The following is a 16,834-nucleotide window of genomic DNA, read 5'->3' as shown; positions in this document are numbered from 1 at the left end:
GGGGGGGGGGGGGGGGGGGCGGGGGGGGGGGGGGGCCGCCCCCCCCGCGCCGGCGGCCGGCCCCCGGCCCGGGGGGGGGGGGCGGCCCCCCCCCCGGGCGGGGAGGGGCCGCCGCACACCCGTGCGCCCGCTGCCGCGCCGCCGTAGGTCCGGGCCGGCGCCGCACGGGACCGGCCCGCGTCCGGGGCGGTGGCGGGGGAGCCCCGCCCCGGACGCCTACGGCTGCTCCGGCCTGCGGGCCAGGAGGAAGGCCTGCTGCCCCGAGCGGGGACGCTCCTGCGCGTCGGGCTCGCGGACCAGCCGTGCCTCGACGGCGAGCCCGGCCCGCTCCGCCAGTCCGGCGACGCGGTCGGGGGGCAGCCAGTACACGTCGAGCGACAGCTCGTGCCCGTACCCCCGCTCCAGGTGCCGGACCTGGTCCCCGGCCTTGAAGGCGAGCAGCAGCAGGCCGCCCGGCGCCAGCACCCGGTGGATCTCCGCGAACACCCCCGGCAGCACCTCCGGCGGCGTGTGGACGGTCGAGTACCAGGCCACGGCACCGCGGAGCGAGCCGTCCGGCAGGTCCAGGGCGGTCATGGACCCCACCTCGAACCGCAGGCCGGGGTGCTCGCGCCGGGCCACGGCGACCATCTCCGGCGACAGGTCGACGCCGAAGGGGTCCACGCCGAGGGCGCGCAGGTGCGCCGTCACGCGGCCGGGGCCGCAGCCGAGGTCGGCGACCGGCCCGCCGCCGGACGCCTGCACGAGTTCCGCGAAGGCGGCCAGCATCGCCCGGTCCAGCGGCTTGGTGTCCAGTTCGGTGCGCAGCAGGTCGGCGTAGTCGGCGGCGACGGTGTCGTAGGCCGTGCGGACGGTGCCCAGATGGCTCGCTTCGGTCATGGCCGGGACGGTAGGCCGTCGCCCTGACAGCCCCGCCGGAGCGGGCGGCCCGGCAACCCCGACAGTCCCGCCGGAACTGGCCGCCCCGGCAGCCCCGCCGGAGCGGGCGGCCCCGCCGGAACGGTGCAGTGGGGTGCGACACAGTTGCAAGCATCGTGCTTGCAAAAGTTAGCAGCCGGGTGCATGGTGGAGTCATGGCCTCACTGAACGTCGGCTCCCTCGGCGAGTACATCCGCGAGCAGCGGAGGAACGCCCAGTACTCGCTGCGTCAGCTCGCCGAGGCCGCAGGCGTGTCCAACCCGTACCTCAGCCAGATCGAGCGCGGGCTGCGCAAGCCGAGCGCGGAGATCCTGCAGCAGATCGCCAGGGCGCTGCGGATCTCGGCGGAGACCCTGTACGTCCAGGCCGGCATCCTCGACGAGCGTCAGGAGGCGGGGCTGGAGCTGCGGGCGGCGATCCTGGCCGACCCGCTGGTGAACGAGCGTCAGAAGCAGGTCCTGCTCGCGATATACGACTCGTTCCTCAAGGAGAACGCCGCCGAGGCGCCGGACGGGTCGGCGGGCGCCGGAGCGGTGGAGACGGCGGTGGCGACGGCCAGGGCCGTCGGCGCCGGAGCCGCGCGGCTGCGGGCCGCCGCGACCGCCGGGGGCGGCGCGGACCGTCCGCGGCGCGGACAGCAGCAGGACCCGGGCCCCGGCGGGCCCGCGCAGACCACGGGCGACTGACCGGTCGTCCGCACAAGACACCAGGGGAGGACCCCTCATGCCGATCACCGACGACCTCAAGAAGACCCTGACCGACCCGACCCCCCTGTACGCCCTCGCCGGCGCCGGCGACCTCGCCTACGAGAAGCTGCGCGAGGTCCCCGGGAAGGTCGAGGAGATCACCGCGGACCGCAAGGCCGCCCAGGAGAGGGCAGCGGCCCGGCTGCAGGAGGCCCAGACCCGGCTGGCCGAGGCCCAGACGAAGGTCACCGAGACCGTGACCACCCTGCCCACCGACTTCAAGGTGCTGCAGGAGCGCGCCCAGGGCTTCGCCCTGCAGCAGGTGGGCCGGGCGGCCGAGCTGGCCGTCAAGGCCAAGGAGGTCTACGACGAGCTGGCCGAGCGCGGCAAGGTCGTCGTCGACCGGGGCCGCCGCGAGACGGCGAAGCAGATCGAGGAGAAGGGCGCGACCTTCGAGTCCAAGGCCTCCTCCGTCGTCGACGAGGCCGTGGTGAAGGCCGCCGACGTGGCGGACGGCGTGGCCGGGGCCGTGGCCCCGGAGGACGGCCCGGCCGCGAAGTCCGCCGCCAAGCCGAGGGCGGCCCGCAAGCCGGCGTCCTCCAAGCCGTCCGCCGGCTGATCCGCCGGCCGGTCCGCCCGCCGGCCCGGGGCCGGTCCGCGTGGACCTGCCCGCGGGCCGGCCGGGACGGGCACCCGGCGCGGGCCCGGTCCGTTCACCACGTGACGGGCCGGGCCCGTGCCACGATGGAGACCCGAAGTTCGGACCGGAGGAGGCCGCGGTGGGAGCCGGAGTCCTGACCGTCATGTCCCTGGACTGGCTCAACCCCATGTGGTGGCTGGTCACGGGCGTCATCGTCTTCAAGATCGTCGCACTGGCCGACGCGGCCGTCCGCCGTGAGGACGCCTACCCGGCGGCCGACAAGAAGACGAAGCCCTTCTGGCTGCTCGTCCTGGGCCTCGCGGTCGTCCTCGACCTGCTCTTCACCAACAGCGTCTTCGGCATCTTCGTCCTGGCCGGCCTGGTCGCCGCGATCGTCTACATGGTCGACGTGCGGCCGGCCGTGCGGGCGGTGTCCGGCGGCGGCAGCGGCGGCAACCGGAGGAACGCCGGCCCGTACGGGCCCTGGTGACCCGGATCCGGCCCCGCCTGCGGCCCGGCCCCCCTCGCGGGGGACCGGGCCGCAGGCGTTCCTGCTCCAGGTGCGCCCGGTCGGCGGCCGCGCCGGGGCCCGCCGGTCCGTCCCCCGATCCGGACGGCGCGGACCCGGGCCATCCGCGCCCCGGGCGCCCGCGTCCGGTGCGTGCGCGTCCGGTGCGTGCGCGCCCGGGGCGTCCGCGCCCGGGGTGTCCGCGCTCCGGCCCCACGCGCCGCGGATCAGCCGCCCGCGGGGCCGCGCTCCAGCAGCAGCACGGCCACGTCGTCGGTGAGCGCGCCGCCGTTGAGCTCCTCGACCTCGGAGATCGCCGAGTCGATCAGCTGCTGGTGGGCCGCGCCCGCGGCCCGGTGGTCGGCGACCAGGTCCAGCAGCCCGTCCTGTCCGAGCCGCCGCGATCCGGCCCCGACCCGGCCCTCGACCAGGCCGTCGGTGTAGAGCAGCAGCCCCCACTCCGCGCCCAGCTCCACCCGGACCGCGGGCCAGCGGTCCAGGCCGCTCCCGGCCGGCACCAGCCCCAGCGCCGGACCGGGTTCGTCGGCCGGCAGCAGCTCGGGCGCGGTGTCCGGCCGCAGCAGGACCGGCGCGGGGTGGCCCGCGAGGTGCAGTTCGGCGTGATCGCCGCCGGGGGCGATCGCCAGCATGCAGAGGGTGGCGAAGATCTCGTCGCTGCGCCGCTCGTGCTCCAGCACCCGCTGGAGGGTGGAGAGCAGGGCCTCGCCGGTGAGGCCGGCGAAGACCAGGGTGCGCCACGCTATGCGCAGCGCGACGCCGAGCGCGGCCTCGTCCGGTCCGTGCCCGCAGACGTCCCCGATCACCACGTGGACCGCCCCGTCGGCGGTGCGGACCGCGTCGTAGAAGTCGCCGCCGAGCAGGGCCCGGCGCCGGCCGGGCCGGTACCGGCGGTGGAAGGCCAGTCCGGACCCGTCCAGCAGCGGCGTGGGCAGCAGGTGGCGCTGCAGCCGGGCGTTCTCCTGGCCGCGCAGCTCCGCCTCGACCAGCCGCCGCTGCGACTCGTCGGCCCGCTTGCGCTCCACCGCGTACCGGATCGCCCGGGCGAGCAGCGGACCGTCCGTCTCGTGCTTCACCAGGAAGTCCTGCGCGCCCGCGGCGACCGCGGCGGCGCCGAGGTGGGCGTCGGCGGCCCCGGTGAGGACGAGGACGGCGGTGTGCGGGGCGCGCCGCAGGAGGGTGCGCAGGCCGGCGAGCCCCCGGGCGTCCGGGACGGCGAGGTCGAGCAGCACGCACGCGATGGCGCCGCCGGACCCGGCGAGCTGCCGCCCGGCCTGCTCCAGGCCGCGGGCCCACCGCAGCTGGAAGGGCTGCCCGGTGCCGCCGAGCAGTTCCTCGATGAGGCGGGCGTCGCCCGCGTCGTCCTCGACCACGAGCAGGCCGATGGGGGCGGGAGCGGCCGCGTCCGAGGCCGAGCCGTGGCGGGGCCGGGGTATGGGTGCGGGGGCCGGCGCCTCCGTCCCGCGGTCGCGGGGACGGGGCCGGGTCGGGGGGCGGCCGACCGCCGTGGCGGCGTCGGCCCCGGTGGTGCGGGCGCCGGCCGGGGGCGCGGCGGGGCGGTCCCGCTCGTCTCCGGTTGCGGGCATCAGTCGGTCCTCTCTGTCCCCGGCCGGGCGGCGGCCGGGAGCGGTGGGCGGTGCCCGTGGGGCACCGCCCACCGCGAATCTTCCCGTGACCTTAACGTGATCTCGTCCGGGCCCGCCCCGGGGCCGGGCGGGCCCGTCCGGCGGCCCGGACCCTCCTCGCCGGTGCGGATAGCCTGGTCGGGGGGCGGGGAGCAGGACGACGGAAGGGGTGTCCCGTGACGCGGATCACGCTGGTGCAGGGTGACATCACCCTGCAGGAGGTGGACGCGCTGGTGAACGCGGCCAACTCCTCGCTGCTCGGCGGCGGCGGGGTGGACGGCGCCGTGCACCGCCGCGGCGGGCCGGAGATCCTGGCGGAGTGCCGCCGCCTGCGGGCCTCCCACTACGGGGGCGGGCTGCCCGTCGGCCGGGCGGTGGCCACCACCGCGGGGCGGCTGCCGGCCCGCTGGGTGATCCACACCGTCGGCCCGGTCCACCGCGCCGACGCCGACGGCTCGGCGCTGCTGGCCTCCTGCTATCGCGAGTCCCTGCGGGTGGCGGACGGGCTGGGGGCGCGGACCGTCGCCTTCCCGGCGGTCTCGACGGGTGTCTACGGATGGCCGATGGCCGATGCCGCGAGGATCGCGCTGACCGCGGTGGCGGGCGCGGGCGCCGCGGTGGCGGAGGCGCGGTTCGTGCTCTTCGACCGGCCGGCCTTCGAGGTGTTCGAGCAGGTGTGGCGGGGGCTCGGGGAGTCGGGGGAGGCGTAGCGGCTGCGCGGAGCCGCTGCGCCCGGGGAGGGCCGGGTGCTGCGGGGGCCCGGACCGCCCGGCGGGGCGTCCGGCGGGCGGTGGGAGCGGTGAGGGGTGCGTGCGGGGCTTCCGGGGCCCGGTGGCTGATCGGGCGTCAGGGGCACGCGGGGGGTCCCTGGGGGTCGTGCGCATGTTCCCATCGTGACCTGTCGGGGCGTCAACACGCCAGTATCAATCGATAACTCGTTCGAGTGAATCGCGGCACCCGGCCGCGGCGCGCCCCCTCCCGTCCGGCGGCCCCGGCCGCCCCCGTGCCTCAGGGCGCGACCGCCGCCCACTCCACCGTCACCTCGCCCAGCCGCCACCGGCTGCGCGGCCCGGCCAGCGGCCAGCTCCCGGCCAGCGCGGCGCAGGCCGCCGCCCACCGCTGCCGCGCCCCGAACGCCGCGTACGGCGCCGCCGCCGCCCACGCCCGGTCGAAGTCCCCCAGGAAGGCGTGCACCGGCTCGCCCGGCACGTTGCGGTGGATGAGCGCCTTCGGCAGCCGCTCCGCGAGCTCCCCCGGCCGCTCCAGCCCGGCCAGCCGGGCCGCGAAGGTCACCGTCCGCGGCCCCTCCGGCCCCAGCGCCACCCACACGTGCCGGCGCCCCACCTCGTCGCAGGTCCCCTCCACCAGCAGGCCGCCGGGGGCCAGCCGCCCGCACAGCCGCTCCCACACGGCGGCGACCTCCGCCTCCCCGTACTGCCGCAGCACGTTGGCGGCCCGTACCAGCAGCGGCGACCCGCCGCCGTCCAGCGGCACCTCGAAGCCGCCCCGCCGGAAGGTGAGCCCCGGCGGACGGGCGTGGGGGAGGGCCGCCGCCACCCGGTCCGGCTCGATCTCGATCCCCACCACCCTGACGTCCGGCCGCACCGCCGCCAGCCGGGCGTGGAGCTCCACCGCCGTCCACGGCGCCGCCCCGTAGCCCAGGTCCACCGCGGTCGGCGGCGCGGCGGCGCGCCGCAGGGACGGCCCCAGCGCCGCGGCGATCCAGCGGTCCATGCGCCGCAGCCGGTTGGGGTTGGTGGTGCCACGGGTCACCGTGCCGACCGGGCGCGCCGCCCGGCCGCGGCCGCCCCGCGGGGTGCCGTCGGGGGAGGTGGGAGCCATGGTGTGCAGCGTACGGCGCGTCCGCACCCCTCCCGCACCTCCTCCTCCCCCCGCCGTCCGGGAGCCCAGTCAGGGCTTCCCGGACTGGGCTTCCCGGACGGGGGTTCCCGGGCGGGGCCCGTCCGCCGCCGTCCGCCGTGCCCGGGCGCGTCGCGGCGCGGTCCCGCGCGGGGTGCGGGGAGGGCGCCGGAGCCGGGCGGCGGGCACCTCCTCCGGATCACGTTTCGGTCACGGGGAATCCGGTGGGCCGCCCCCGTGGTTGCTACACGGTTGGACGCGCCGCCTTCGCCCCCGGGAGGCGCGGCACCGGTGGCAGGGAAGCACGGTCGGGGAGAGAGCAGGAGGACATCGGGTGAGCCAGCCCCCTGCGCGGCCGGTACGGCGCGCTCAGCACCAGCGGGCCCTTCTCCACCCCTTCCAGGGGCTCGCCGCCGCCCGGCGCGCCCGGCGGCCCCGCCGCGTGGCGATGCTCAGCGTCCACACCTCGCCCCTGCACCAGCCCGGCACCGGCGACGCGGGCGGCATGAACGTCTACATCGTCGAGCTCTCCCGCCGCCTCGCCGCCCTCGGCGTCGAGGTCGAGGTCTTCACCCGCAGCACCTCCTCCGACCTGCCGCCCACCGTGGAGCTCGCGCCCGGCGTGCTGGTCCGCCACGTCACCGCCGGCCCCTACGAGGGCCTGGTCAAGGAGGACCTGCCCGCCCAGCTGTGCGCCTTCACCCACGGCGTGCTGCGCGCCGAGGCCGTGCAGCGGCCGGGCCACTACGACCTCGTCCACTCCCACTACTGGCTCTCCGGCCAGGTGGGGTGGCTGGCAGCGGACCGGTGGGGCGTCCCCCTCGTCCACACCATGCACACCATGGCCAAGGTCAAGAACGCCGCGCTCGCCGAGGGCGACACCCCCGAGCCCCCGGCCCGGGTGATCGGCGAGACGCAGGTCGTCGCCGCGGCCGACCGGCTGATCGCCAACACCGCCGACGAGGCCGCCGAGCTGGCCCTGCACTACGACGCGTCCCCCGACCGGATCGCCGTCGTCCACCCGGGCGTCAACCTGGAGGTGTTCCGCCCCGCGGGCCCGCGCGACCAGGGCCGCGGCAGCCCGGACGCCGTCGGGGCGGCCGTCCGGGCCGGACGCGCCGCCGCCCGCGCCCGCCTCGGCCTGCCCGACGGGGCCGCCGTGCTCCTCTTCGCCGGCCGAATACAGCCGCTCAAGGCCCCCGACGTGCTGCTCCGCGCCGTCGGCGTCCTGCTGGAGCAGGACCCCTCCCTGCGCGACCGCCTCGTCGTCCCGGTGGTCGGCGGCCCCAGCGGCACCGGACTGGCCCGCCCCGAGAGCCTCCACAAGCTCGCCGCCCAGCTCGGCATCGGCGACGTCGTCCGCTTCCAGCCGCCGGTGGGCCAGGCCGACCTGGTCGAGTGGTACCGCGCCGCCACCGCCCTGGTGATGCCCTCCCACAGCGAGTCGTTCGGCCTGGTCGCCCTGGAGGCCCAGGCCTGCGGCACCCCCGTGGTCGCGGCCGCCGTCGGCGGCCTCCCGGTGGCGGTCCGCGACGGCCGCACCGGCTTCCTCGTCGACGGCCACGACCCGCGCGACTGGGCCCGCACCCTGCGGCGCTTCCTCGACGACCCCGGCCTGGGCGACCGCCTCGGCGCCGCCGCGGCCCGCCACGCCGCCGGCTTCGGCTGGGGCGCCTCGGCCGAGGCCACCGCCGAGGCGTACGCGGACGCGATGGGCCGACGCGCTCTCGAACCGGGCCGCGCGCCCTCTCGGCTCCGCCGGGACCGGGCGCGGTAGCGTCGCCCCATGGCCACCAGCAGCGACACCGCCCTGGACACCCTCCGCACCGCCCTCGACGAGGCGGGGGTGGAGTGGGAGCCCAGCCCCTCCGACCCGCGCACCCTGGTCGCCAAGCTCCCCGGCACCCGCAAGCTCTCCACCACGTGCGCCCTGCGGGTCGGCGACCACACCCTCTCCGTCAACGCCTTCGTGCTGCGCCGCCCCGACGAGAACCACGAGGCGGTCTACCGCTGGCTGCTGGAGCGCAACACCCGCCTGTACGGGGTCGCCTACGCGGTCGACCGCCTCGGGGACGTCTACCTGGTCGGACGCCTGCCGTTGGCGGCCGTCACCCCCGAGGAGGTCGACCGGCTGCTCGGCACCGTGCTGGAGAGCGCCGACGAGCCCTTCAACACCCTGCTGGAGCTGGGTTTCGCCTCTGCCATACGGCGCGAGTGGGAGTGGCGCACCAAGCGGGGCGAGTCCACCCGCAACCTGGAGGCGTTCACCCACCTCGCCGGGCCCTCGGCGGCGCCGGGCGACGCCCCGGACGCGGACCGGGGCTGACGCCCGCGGCCGCCGCCCGGGCCCCGGCTCAGCCCACCGCCGTACCGGCTGCCGCGGCCGCGCCGGCTGCCGCGGCCTCCCCGGCGACGGCCGGTGCCGCCCCCGGCGCTTCCTGCACCTCCCGCACGGGCCGCACGGGCTGCGGGACCGGCCCCGGGTCCTGCGCCCGGCGGCCGCGCACCAGCAGCGCATAGCCCGCCGCGGCCGCCGTCCCCAGGACCGCGCACGCCCCCCACACCGCGCCGCCGCCCGCCCGGTCGAGCAGGAACCCGCCCGCCGCGGGGGCCGCGAAGGACGCCGCCGACCAGGAGAGCGAGTACACGCCCTGGTACCGGCCGCGCGCCTCCGCCGGGGACATCTCCGCCACCAGCGCCATGCTGGTCGGTGCCTGGACGATCTCGCCGACCGTCCACACCGCCACCGTCAGCGCGTAGGCCGCCGCCCCGTGGGCGAAGGCCGTCAGCCCGAACCCCCAGCCCGTCAGCAGTGCCCCGACGACCAGCAGCGCCGCACGGCTGCGCCCCTCGACCAGCCGCGTCACCGGGATCTGCAGCAGCACGATCAGCAGCCCGTTGAGCCCGATCACCAGCCCGTACTGCGTGGACGACAGCCCCGCGGCGCCCATGTCCACCGCCAGCGTCGTGGAGCCCTGCTGGGCGACCAGGGCGACGAGGAACGTCAGACCCACCAGCGCCATGAACGGCCCGTCGGCGAGCACCCGGCCCAGGCCGGTGCCGTTCCCCGGCCCGGGGCCGCCGGCCGCCGCGGCGGGGGCCGCCCCTGCGCGGGGCCGCGTCTCGGGCACCTTGGCGAACACCACCAGCGCGCAGAGCAGCGTGGCCGCCGCGTCCCCCAGGAAGAGGAGCAGGTAGCCGTGGGCGGCCACCAGGCCGGCGACCGCCGCCGAGACCCCGAAGCCGATGTTGATCGCCCAGTAGTTGAGCGAGAACGCCCGCACCCGGTCCTGCGGCGGCACCAGGTCCGCCATGATCGCCGAGGTCGCGGGCCGGGAGGCGTTGCTGGTCAGGCCCAGCAGCAGGGCCGCCACCGCGATCTCCGCCCGTCCCTCGGCCAGGCCCAGCAGCACGGTGCAGACGGCGGTGCCCAGCTGCGCGCCCAGCAGCGTCGGGCGGCGGCCGACCCGGTCGGCGAGCACCCCGCCGACGACCGCGGCCACCGCACAGCCCAGCCCGTACAGCGAGGCGACCAGCCCGGCGAAGGTCGCGGAGTAGCCCCGGCCGGCCGTGAGGTAGAGGGCGAGGAAGGTGACGACGAAGCCGCCGAGCCGGTTCACCAGCGTGCTCGTCCACAGCCACCAGAAGCTGCCGGGCAGGCCCCCGGCCGTCTCGGCGACGGCGCGGCGCAGGGCGCCGGGGGCGGAGGGTGCGGACACGGGCGGCTCCTGGGCGGTACGGGGGACGGCGGGCACGGCGGACCGCGCCACCGGGTGGCGTGTAAGTGGTGTATGCCGTATGCGAAGATTACCGACCGGCCCTGGCCCCGTGCCACCCCATATCCCTCGACTAGGCTGTGACCATGGCTGACTCCCCGTACCGCCTCGTGCTGCTCCGCCACGGCGAGAGCGAGTGGAACCAGAGGAACCTCTTCACCGGCTGGGTCGACGTCGACCTCAACGGGAAGGGCGAGAAGGAGGCCGCGCGCGGCGGCGAGCTGCTCGCCGCCGAGGGCCTGCTCCCCGACGTGCTGCACACCTCGCTGCTGCGCCGCGCGATCCGCACCGCCCAGATCGCCCTCGACAAGGCCGACCGGCACTGGATCCCGGTCCGCCGCAGCTGGCGTCTGAACGAGCGGCACTACGGCGCCCTGCAGGGCAAGGACAAGGCCCAGACCCTCGCCGAGTTCGGCGAGGAGCAGTTCCAGCTCTGGCGCCGGTCCTACGACACCCCGCCGCCGGTCCTCGCCGACGACGCCGAGTGGTCCCAGGCGGCCGACCCCCGCTACGCCGAGATCCCCAGCGAGGTCCGGCCGCGCACCGAGTGCCTCAAGGACGTCGTCCACCGCATGCTGCCGTACTGGTACGACGCGATCGTGCCCGACCTCGCGGCCGGCCGCACCGTCCTGGTCACCGCCCACGGCAACAGCCTGCGCGCCCTGGTGAAGCACCTCGACGGCATCTCCGACGAGGCCATCGCCGGCCTCAACATCCCCACCGGCATCCCGCTCGTCTACGAGCTCGACGCCGACTTCAAGCCGCTCACCCCGGGCGGCCGCTACCTCGACCCGGAGGCCGCCGCGGCCGCCATCGAGGCCGTGAAGAACCAGGGCAAGAAGTAGGTCCCCGGCCGCAGGAGGCCCCCTGTCCGCGGTTCCTCCGCGGGCAGGGGGCCTCTCGGTGCGGGTGGGGCCGTCCCCGGGCCGTCGGCCGCCCGGTCGGGCCGCCGGTCAGGCGCGTCGGCGACGCCGGCGGACACGGACGTCGAGGACGACCGGGGGACCGGGGCGACGTCGGTCCTGGTGGGAACGCGGGCCCGGCGGGCGGCCGCGCCGCGGTCCGTCCCGATGAGCGGGACCGGCAGACCTCGAGGGCGCAGGGCGGCGGTCCTGCGGGGGCGTGAGCACGTCCGGTGCCGCCGCTCCCGGGCGGGGACGGCCCCGGCCGTCGACGTGGGCCGGTGGTGCGCGGCGGCCGGGCCGACCGGTGCACGACGGTCCCCGGCCGGCCTCCGGAGGGCCGTGGACCGTCGGGGTGCGGTTCGCGCTCTGCGGCGCGGCGTCCCGGTCAGGACACCGGAACGACCCCGAACCCGTGGGCGGTCGCGGCCGCCGGGTTCCGGTGGGGTCCCTACACCTGGCGCTGGGCCTCGGTGTCGGCCACGGCGATCGTGATGCCGAGCGCCTTGGCGATGTTCCCTGCCGCCGTCATGACGCGGGCCGTGCCCACGACGGGAGCGATGGCGACGAGGACGTCCTGCAGCTGCTCGGCGGTCAGGCCGGCCTGGATGGCGGGGTTGATGTGGGCGATGTAGGAGATCGGCGGGGCGTCCGAGGCGGCGAGGGCCGCGATGCGGGTGAGCATGAACGTCTCCGGGGCCAGCCTGCACCGCTCGACCGAGTCGACCGTCATCGCGGCGAGGGTGTCCAGGACCGGGGTTTCGGATGCTGTGGCCATAACAGGTCGTCTCCTGCTGGTGTCGGAAGGGGAACCGGCGTGTGCCGGAATGCATGGGCCCCCTCTGATACGGCGCCCACCGCTCGACCGTAAGTCCCTTCCCCGCGGACCGCCCGTCGAGGGAGCCGTCCGGGCACGCCGCCGGACCGGCCCGTCGTCCGGGCCGTCCGGGGCCGCCCGACGGCGCCCGGGGCCGGCCGGCGACGGCCCCCCGGACCGGGCCGGGCGCTGCGGGGGACGCGGCCGCGTCCCCCGCAGCGCCCGGATCCGGTCAGGCGCAGGCGAGCTGCCAGGGACCGTAGGTGCCGGAGACGTAGGTGCCGTTGTCCTCCAGGCCCGCCCGGAAGTAGAAACAGGCGCCCTCGGCGAAGTCCAGGTTGTACTCGCCGGAGTAGGTGTAGCCGGTGTATCCGCCGGTGTAGTCGTGGGTGTGCTTGCCGTCGCTGGTGCTCGGCTGGCCCAGGGTCGGCGTGGTGTACTGCACGCGGACGCCGCGGTAGTCATGGCACAGGTCCATGAAGCGGAAGATGTCGCCGTAGTTGGACCAGCCGACGATGCCGCAGCTGTCGGGGTCGGACGCGGCGGAGTCGTTGATCTCGAACGCGGACGCGGTGTTCGCCGCACCGATCGTCAGTGCCACGGTGGCCGCGGCCGTCACTGCTATGCGCTTGAACGTGGACATGCTTCTCCCCCGACCGCGAGGGATCGTCGTGGACACGACGAAGCAGAGCCCCGCGATCATTGGCCCAGGACTATGCCGGAAGGCAAGATCGCCCGGCAACCCGGGGCGGCGGCGCTCCGGGGTGCGGGATCCGGGCCCGCGGTGACGGTCGCCCGTCACGACGGTTCCGGGACCGTGCCGGGGAGGGGGTGGGGTCCGAACCGGAGGGGCCCACCCGGAGGGGGCCACGGCGCGGCGGGCTCCGGGGGACCTCCTCTGATCACCCTCCCTGCCCGGCCGCGCGGACGCGCAGGGAGGCCGGTGTTCCCCCGGCCGTGACCCGGTGGCATGATCGCCGAGGCGCGGTTCGGAACCGCGCCTCGTCCCGGAGGGGGATGCGTTCGTCATGGACGCTTTCGACTGGGCCGTCGTCGCGGCCCTCTGGATCATCGTGCTGCCGGTTGCCGCTCCCGCGCTGTTCCGCGAGTGGATGGTCCCCTGGCTGAGGGGGCATGTCGTGTCGCCGCGGATCTGGGGAGCCGGGTACCTGCTCCTCGGGCTCGGCATCACGGCCATGAACGTCCTCGCGCACACCGGCTTCGCCGGCTCGCCCCCCGCCATTCTCGGGGGAGTGGGCACGGCCCTGTGCGGAACCGCCCTCATGGCGTGGGCGCAGTACGCGCACCGGCCCGGCCGGTCCTGAGCGCACGGCCCGCAGGGCCGTCCCCGGGCGAGGTCCAGCCCCGGTACCGCCCTGAATCCGTCAGCCGTCAGCCGTCAGCCGCACACCGTCCGGGAAGAAGGGGACGGCGCGGAACGGCCGGCGCCGCAGGCCCGGCCCCCGCCGGGGGGCCGGGCCTGCGGCGCCGTGGGACCGGGGGCGCGGGTCAGCCGCAGCCCCCGCCGCAGCGGCAGCTGCCGCCCGACTTGCAGCCGCAGGTGCAGCCCGACCCGCAGCCGCACGCGGCGACGACGGGGAGCGGGATGCCGGAGCGGTGGGATGCCGGCGGTTCGAGCGGTGTGGCGTCGGTGGCGGTGGGCTGGGTGGGGGCTTCCTTCATGACGCTGCGGACCCTCCTCGTGAGGCCGTGCCTGGTCACCCATTGAATCCGCGCGCTCGACGGAGCGTCAACGGGCGCATGGTCGTGGCCTCGTGCGGCGCCCGTGCACCCGCCGCCCCCCGCTGCGGGGTTTGGACCCCGGGCCGGGGATGCTCCGGGCCCGGGGGCGCCGCGAGCCCGGGCCGGTCCGGGCCGGCCCCCGCTCGCGGCGCACCCCCGGCGTGCGTCAGCGGCCCTCGGGCACGAACTCGTCCGCGTGCTCACCGGTCACCAGGAACACCACGCGCTTGGCGACCGACACGGCGTGGTCGGCGAACCGCTCGTAGTAGCGCCCGCAGAGGGTGACGTCCACCGCGGTCTCGATCCCGTGCTGCCAGCGGTCGTCCAGCAGGTGGGCGAAGAGCTCCCGGTGCAGCTGGTCCATCTCGTCGTCGTCGCGCTCCAGCTCCAGCGCGGCGTCGACGTCCTTGGTGGAGATGACCAGGCCCGCCTTGGCGACGAGACGCTGCGCCAGCTGTCCCATCTCCAGCACGATGCTGTGCAGGTCGGTGGGGACGGCGGACGCCGGGTAGCGCAGCCGGGCGAGCTTGGCGACGTGGCGGGCCAGGTCGCCGGCGCGCTCCAGGTCGGCGCTCATCCGCAGCGAGGTGACCACGATCCGCAGGTCGGTGGCGACCGGCTGCTGCCGGGCCAGCAGGTCGATGGCCCGGTTCTCCAGCCCGTGGTGGAGGGCGTCCACCTTCTCGTCGGCGGCGATCACGCTCTCCGCGAGCGCCAGGTCCGCGTCGAGCAGTGCCGTGGTGGCCCGCCCCATGGCGGAGCCGACCAGGCGGGCCATCTCGACGAGGCCGTCGCCGATCGAGTCGAGCTCCTCGTGGTACGCGTCGCGCATTGTCGTCCTCCCGGCCGCCGCCCCCGCGCGTCGGGGGCGGGCGGAGCAGTCGTGTCGCAGTGGTGGGTGCCGTCCCGTGGACGGACGGGTGCCCGCGTGCCCGTCGGGCGGCCGCGGATGCCGCCGGCGGCGCGGTGCCGAGCCGTCGGCGGGCCGCCGGACCGAGGCCGGCGTCCCCCCGCCTGCGGCCTTGCGGAGGCGGGTGCTGCCCACAGTGCTCCGTCCGGGCGACCCCCCACCGGTCACGGAGTGAACCACCCGCCACGGGGAGGTGAATTCTCGGCAACCAGTCGCGGATCGGCGCGTCCCGGCCTTGGGGCAGGTCAGCGCCGTGCGCTTACGCTGGCGGCATGGACGTGAACGTGGCCGCCGCCGCCGCCTGCGCCATCGCCGGGCTCGGCGTCGGCCTCACGGCCTCGCTCGCCTTCCGGTGGAGCGAGCGTGAGCAGGCGCGCAGCCGGGCCGGTGCGCCCCCGTACGACTCGCCCCTGCCGTCGGGGGTGGACACCGTGCTCTCGGTGCTCCGCTCCTGCGCCATCGTGCTCGGCGAGGGGGACGACGTCGTCAAGGCGTCCTCCTCCGCCTACGCGATGGGCCTGGTGCGCGGCGGCCGCCTGGCGGTCGACGAGATCCTCCAGCTGGCCCGCACCACCCGCCGGGACGGGGAGATCCGCCAGGTCGACCTCGACCTGCCGAAACCCGGACTGACCCGGCCCGGCGGCGATCCGTTCGCGGTCTCCGTGCGGGTCGCGCCGCTCGGGTCCCGGCTGGTCCTGGTCCTGGCGGAGGACCTCACCGAGGCGCGCCGGATCGAGGCGGTCCGCCGGGACTTCGTCGCCAACGTCAGCCACGAGCTCAAGACCCCGGTGGGGGCGCTGGCGCTGCTCTCGGAGGCGGTGCTGGACGCCAGCGACGACCCGGAGGCGGTGCGCCGCTTCGCGGGCCGGATGCAGATCGAGTCCACCCGGCTGACCAGCCTGGTCCAGGAGATCATCGACCTCTCCCGGGTCCAGGACGACCAGGAGCTGCCCGACCCCGAACCGGTGTCGGTGGACGAGCTGGTCGCCGAGGCCGTGGACCGCTCCCGGCACCAGGCCGCCGCCAAGCACATCACCATGGCCTGCGGCGGCACCGCCGGCCTGTGGCTGCACGGCAACCGCGGCCAGCTGGCCGCCGCGCTGGGCAACCTCGTGGAGAACGCCGTCAACTACAGCACCCCCCGCACCCGGGTCGCGATCGCCGCCCGCACCGTCGCGGGCGTGGACGACAAGGGCTACGCCGACGGCACGGTCCTGGTGGAGCTCTCCGTCAGCGACCAGGGCATCGGCATCTCCGAGAAGGACCGCGAGCGCATCTTCGAGCGCTTCTACCGGGTCGACCCCGCCCGCTCCCGGGCCACCGGGGGCACCGGCCTCGGCCTCTCCATCGTCAAGCACGTCGCGGCCTCGCACGGCGGCACCGTCGCGGTGTGGAGCGTGGAGGGGCAGGGTTCCACCTTCACCCTGCGCCTGCCCGCGGGCGAGCCGCCCGCCGAGTCCGCGGACGCCCCCGCCGGGTCCGCGCACACCCCCGGCACCGCGCACACCCCCGGCACCGCGGACACCACCGGCACCGCGCCCGACGGTGCCCCCGAGACCACTCGTTCCCGCCCCCAGGGCTCCAGGACGGATCAGGAGCCCGCATCCGCATCCCTTCCCGCCCCGGAGGTCCTTCCGTGACCAGAGTGCTCGTCGTCGAGGACGAGGAGTCGTTCAGTGACGCGCTGTCGTACATGCTGCGCAAGGAGGGGTTCGAGGTGGCCGTCGCCGCCACCGGCCCCGACGCCCTGGAGCAGTTCGAGCGCAACGGCGCCGACCTCGTCCTGCTGGACCTGATGCTCCCGGGCCTGCCCGGCACGGAGGTCTGCCGCCAGCTGCGTGTCCGCTCCAGCGTCCCGGTGATCATGGTCACCGCCAAGGACAGCGAGATCGACAAGGTCGTCGGCCTGGAGATAGGCGCCGACGACTACGTCACCAAGCCGTACTCCACCCGCGAGCTCGTCGCGCGCATCCGGGCCGTCCTCCGCCGGCGCGGCGAGGAGGGCGGCCCGGCGGCCGCGGGCGACCCCGGCGCGCTGGAGGCCGGACCGGTCCGCATGGACGTGGACCGGCACGTGGTGACGGTCGACGGCGCCAAGGTCGACCTGCCGCTCAAGGAGTTCGACCTGCTGGAGATGCTGCTGCGCAACGCCGGCCGGGTGCTGACCCGGATGCAGCTGATCGACCGGGTCTGGGGCGCCGACTACGTGGGCGACACCAAGACGCTGGACGTCCACGTCAAGCGGCTGCGGGCGAAGATCGAGCCGGACCCGGGCGCCCCCCGCTACCTCGTGACGGTGCGCGGCCTGGGCTACAAGTTCGAGCCCTGACAGGCCCCCGGCCCTCTCCGCGCGGGCCGGTCCCGCCCGTCCGGCCGGTCCCGTCCGTCCGCACACGCCGCGCCCCCGGGAGCATCCTCTGCTCCCGGGGGC

General features: G+C 76.5%; 18 protein-coding genes. 10 read left to right on the top strand and 8 right to left on the bottom strand.

The features are described 5' to 3' along the window. Nucleotides 1–216: 216 nt before the first annotated feature. Nucleotides 217–879, bottom strand: a complete 663-nt coding sequence (locus LO771_RS25080) for a class I SAM-dependent methyltransferase (protein WP_230746742.1) — start codon at nucleotides 877–879, stop codon at nucleotides 217–219. Nucleotides 880–1,073: 194 nt separating this feature from the next. On the opposite strand from LO771_RS25080, the gene LO771_RS25075 reads away from it, so the two are divergent. From LO771_RS25075 to LO771_RS25065, 3 genes are all read left to right on the top strand, one after another. Next, on the top strand, nucleotides 1,074–1,604 hold the full coding sequence (locus LO771_RS25075; RefSeq protein ID WP_230746741.1) for a helix-turn-helix domain-containing protein: 531 nt from the start codon (nucleotides 1,074–1,076) through the stop codon (nucleotides 1,602–1,604). Nucleotides 1,605–1,641: 37 nt separating this feature from the next. Further along, nucleotides 1,642–2,223 (top strand): hypothetical protein, encoded by a 582-nt coding sequence (locus LO771_RS25070; protein WP_230746740.1) that lies wholly within the window; start codon nucleotides 1,642–1,644, stop codon nucleotides 2,221–2,223. Nucleotides 2,224–2,407: 184 nt separating this feature from the next. Beyond that, nucleotides 2,408–2,734, top strand: a complete 327-nt coding sequence (locus LO771_RS25065; protein WP_230746822.1) for a DUF2516 family protein — start codon at nucleotides 2,408–2,410, stop codon at nucleotides 2,732–2,734. Between the two features lie 245 nt (nucleotides 2,735–2,979). Here the strand turns inward: LO771_RS25065 and LO771_RS25060 are convergent, their stop codons facing one another. Then, nucleotides 2,980–4,356: a PP2C family protein-serine/threonine phosphatase gene (locus LO771_RS25060; RefSeq protein ID WP_230746739.1), complete on the bottom strand. Its 1,377-nt coding sequence runs from the start codon at nucleotides 4,354–4,356 to the stop codon at nucleotides 2,980–2,982. A gap of 215 nt (nucleotides 4,357–4,571) precedes the next feature. On the opposite strand from LO771_RS25060, the gene LO771_RS25055 reads away from it, so the two are divergent. Beyond that, the gene (locus LO771_RS25055; RefSeq protein WP_230746737.1) at nucleotides 4,572–5,105 is read left to right on the top strand and encodes an O-acetyl-ADP-ribose deacetylase; all 534 of its coding nucleotides are present in this window, start codon (nucleotides 4,572–4,574) and stop codon (nucleotides 5,103–5,105) included. A gap of 298 nt (nucleotides 5,106–5,403) precedes the next feature. On the opposite strand, the gene LO771_RS25050 is transcribed toward LO771_RS25055, so the two are convergent. Then, nucleotides 5,404–6,237: a class I SAM-dependent methyltransferase gene (locus LO771_RS25050; RefSeq protein WP_230746736.1), complete on the bottom strand. Its 834-nt coding sequence runs from the start codon at nucleotides 6,235–6,237 to the stop codon at nucleotides 5,404–5,406. 352 nt (nucleotides 6,238–6,589) lie between these two features. On the opposite strand from LO771_RS25050, the gene mshA reads away from it, so the two are divergent. Both mshA and LO771_RS25040 read left to right on the top strand, forming a co-directional pair. Then, on the top strand, nucleotides 6,590–8,032 hold the full coding sequence (gene mshA / locus LO771_RS25045) for a D-inositol-3-phosphate glycosyltransferase (RefSeq protein ID WP_374228237.1): 1,443 nt from the start codon (nucleotides 6,590–6,592) through the stop codon (nucleotides 8,030–8,032). A 9-nt stretch (nucleotides 8,033–8,041) separates the two neighbouring features. Beyond that, nucleotides 8,042–8,581, top strand: a complete 540-nt coding sequence (locus LO771_RS25040; RefSeq protein WP_230746735.1) for a YbjN domain-containing protein — start codon at nucleotides 8,042–8,044, stop codon at nucleotides 8,579–8,581. Nucleotides 8,582–8,609: 28 nt separating this feature from the next. Here the strand turns inward: LO771_RS25040 and LO771_RS25035 are convergent, their stop codons facing one another. Next, nucleotides 8,610–9,974 carry an MFS transporter gene (locus tag LO771_RS25035; protein WP_230746734.1) on the bottom strand — a complete coding sequence of 455 codons (1,365 nt, stop codon included), beginning with the start codon at nucleotides 9,972–9,974 and terminating at the stop codon, nucleotides 8,610–8,612. A 143-nt stretch (nucleotides 9,975–10,117) separates the two neighbouring features. Here LO771_RS25035 and LO771_RS25030 point away from each other — a divergent pair, with 143 nt between their 5' ends. After that, nucleotides 10,118–10,876, top strand: coding sequence for a phosphoglyceromutase (locus LO771_RS25030; protein ID WP_230746733.1), 759 nt, complete (start codon nucleotides 10,118–10,120; stop codon nucleotides 10,874–10,876). 508 nt (nucleotides 10,877–11,384) lie between these two features. Here LO771_RS25030 and LO771_RS25025 read toward each other — a convergent pair. Together LO771_RS25025 and LO771_RS25020 are read right to left on the bottom strand one after the other, a co-directional pair. Beyond that, nucleotides 11,385–11,711 carry a carboxymuconolactone decarboxylase family protein gene (locus LO771_RS25025; RefSeq protein WP_230746732.1) on the bottom strand — a complete coding sequence of 109 codons (327 nt, stop codon included), beginning with the start codon at nucleotides 11,709–11,711 and terminating at the stop codon, nucleotides 11,385–11,387. 271 nt (nucleotides 11,712–11,982) lie between these two features. Next, nucleotides 11,983–12,393 (bottom strand): hypothetical protein, encoded by a 411-nt coding sequence (locus LO771_RS25020; protein ID WP_230746730.1) that lies wholly within the window; start codon nucleotides 12,391–12,393, stop codon nucleotides 11,983–11,985. Nucleotides 12,394–12,778: 385 nt separating this feature from the next. On the opposite strand from LO771_RS25020, the gene LO771_RS25015 reads away from it, so the two are divergent. Next, entirely contained in the window at nucleotides 12,779–13,075 is a 297-nt protein-coding gene (locus LO771_RS25015) for a hypothetical protein (RefSeq protein ID WP_230746729.1), read from the top strand. 184 nt (nucleotides 13,076–13,259) lie between these two features. On the opposite strand, the gene LO771_RS25010 is transcribed toward LO771_RS25015, so the two are convergent. Next, on the bottom strand, nucleotides 13,260–13,433 hold the full coding sequence (locus LO771_RS25010; protein WP_230746728.1) for a hypothetical protein: 174 nt from the start codon (nucleotides 13,431–13,433) through the stop codon (nucleotides 13,260–13,262). 226 nt (nucleotides 13,434–13,659) lie between these two features. Then, on the bottom strand, nucleotides 13,660–14,325 hold the full coding sequence (gene phoU / locus LO771_RS25005; protein WP_230746727.1) for a phosphate signaling complex protein PhoU: 666 nt from the start codon (nucleotides 14,323–14,325) through the stop codon (nucleotides 13,660–13,662). A gap of 350 nt (nucleotides 14,326–14,675) precedes the next feature. On the opposite strand from phoU, the gene LO771_RS25000 reads away from it, so the two are divergent. Next, complete coding sequence (locus LO771_RS25000) at nucleotides 14,676–16,043, top strand: cell wall metabolism sensor histidine kinase WalK (protein ID WP_230746725.1); 1,368 nt, start codon at nucleotides 14,676–14,678, stop codon at nucleotides 16,041–16,043. Further along, nucleotides 16,040–16,732, top strand: a complete 693-nt coding sequence (locus tag LO771_RS24995) for a response regulator transcription factor (RefSeq protein ID WP_230746723.1) — start codon at nucleotides 16,040–16,042, stop codon at nucleotides 16,730–16,732. Before LO771_RS25000 ends, LO771_RS24995 begins: the two co-directional genes overlap by 4 nt. Nucleotides 16,733–16,834: the final 102 nt, after the last annotated feature.

This window comes from Streptacidiphilus sp. ASG 303 (assembly GCF_020991365.1).
Lineage (GTDB): Bacteria > Actinomycetota > Actinomycetes > Streptomycetales > Streptomycetaceae > Peterkaempfera.
This window is presented reverse-complemented; position numbering and strand designations above follow the sequence as displayed.

What these genes read in the sequence shown, in the direction of transcription:
- LO771_RS25080 (WP_230746742.1), bottom strand. Translation starts at nt 879, where the DNA reads ATGACCGAAGCGAGCCATCTGGGCACCGTCCGCACGGCCTACGACACC.
- LO771_RS25075 (WP_230746741.1), top strand. Translation starts at nt 1,074, where the DNA reads ATGGCCTCACTGAACGTCGGCTCCCTCGGCGAGTACATCCGCGAGCAG.
- LO771_RS25070 (WP_230746740.1), top strand. Translation starts at nt 1,642, where the DNA reads ATGCCGATCACCGACGACCTCAAGAAGACCCTGACCGACCCGACCCCC.
- LO771_RS25065 (WP_230746822.1), top strand. Translation starts at nt 2,408, where the DNA reads ATGTCCCTGGACTGGCTCAACCCCATGTGGTGGCTGGTCACGGGCGTC.
- LO771_RS25060 (WP_230746739.1), bottom strand. Translation starts at nt 4,356, where the DNA reads ATGCCCGCAACCGGAGACGAGCGGGACCGCCCCGCCGCGCCCCCGGCC.
- LO771_RS25050 (WP_230746736.1), bottom strand. Translation starts at nt 6,237, where the DNA reads ATGGCTCCCACCTCCCCCGACGGCACCCCGCGGGGCGGCCGCGGCCGG.
- LO771_RS25040 (WP_230746735.1), top strand. Translation starts at nt 8,042, where the DNA reads ATGGCCACCAGCAGCGACACCGCCCTGGACACCCTCCGCACCGCCCTC.
- LO771_RS25030 (WP_230746733.1), top strand. Translation starts at nt 10,118, where the DNA reads ATGGCTGACTCCCCGTACCGCCTCGTGCTGCTCCGCCACGGCGAGAGC.
- LO771_RS25025 (WP_230746732.1), bottom strand. Translation starts at nt 11,711, where the DNA reads ATGGCCACAGCATCCGAAACCCCGGTCCTGGACACCCTCGCCGCGATG.
- LO771_RS25020 (WP_230746730.1), bottom strand. Translation starts at nt 12,393, where the DNA reads ATGTCCACGTTCAAGCGCATAGCAGTGACGGCCGCGGCCACCGTGGCA.
- LO771_RS25015 (WP_230746729.1), top strand. Translation starts at nt 12,779, where the DNA reads ATGGACGCTTTCGACTGGGCCGTCGTCGCGGCCCTCTGGATCATCGTG.
- LO771_RS25010 (WP_230746728.1), bottom strand. Translation starts at nt 13,433, where the DNA reads ATGAAGGAAGCCCCCACCCAGCCCACCGCCACCGACGCCACACCGCTC.
- phoU (WP_230746727.1), bottom strand. Translation starts at nt 14,325, where the DNA reads ATGCGCGACGCGTACCACGAGGAGCTCGACTCGATCGGCGACGGCCTC.
- LO771_RS25000 (WP_230746725.1), top strand. Translation starts at nt 14,676, where the DNA reads ATGGACGTGAACGTGGCCGCCGCCGCCGCCTGCGCCATCGCCGGGCTC.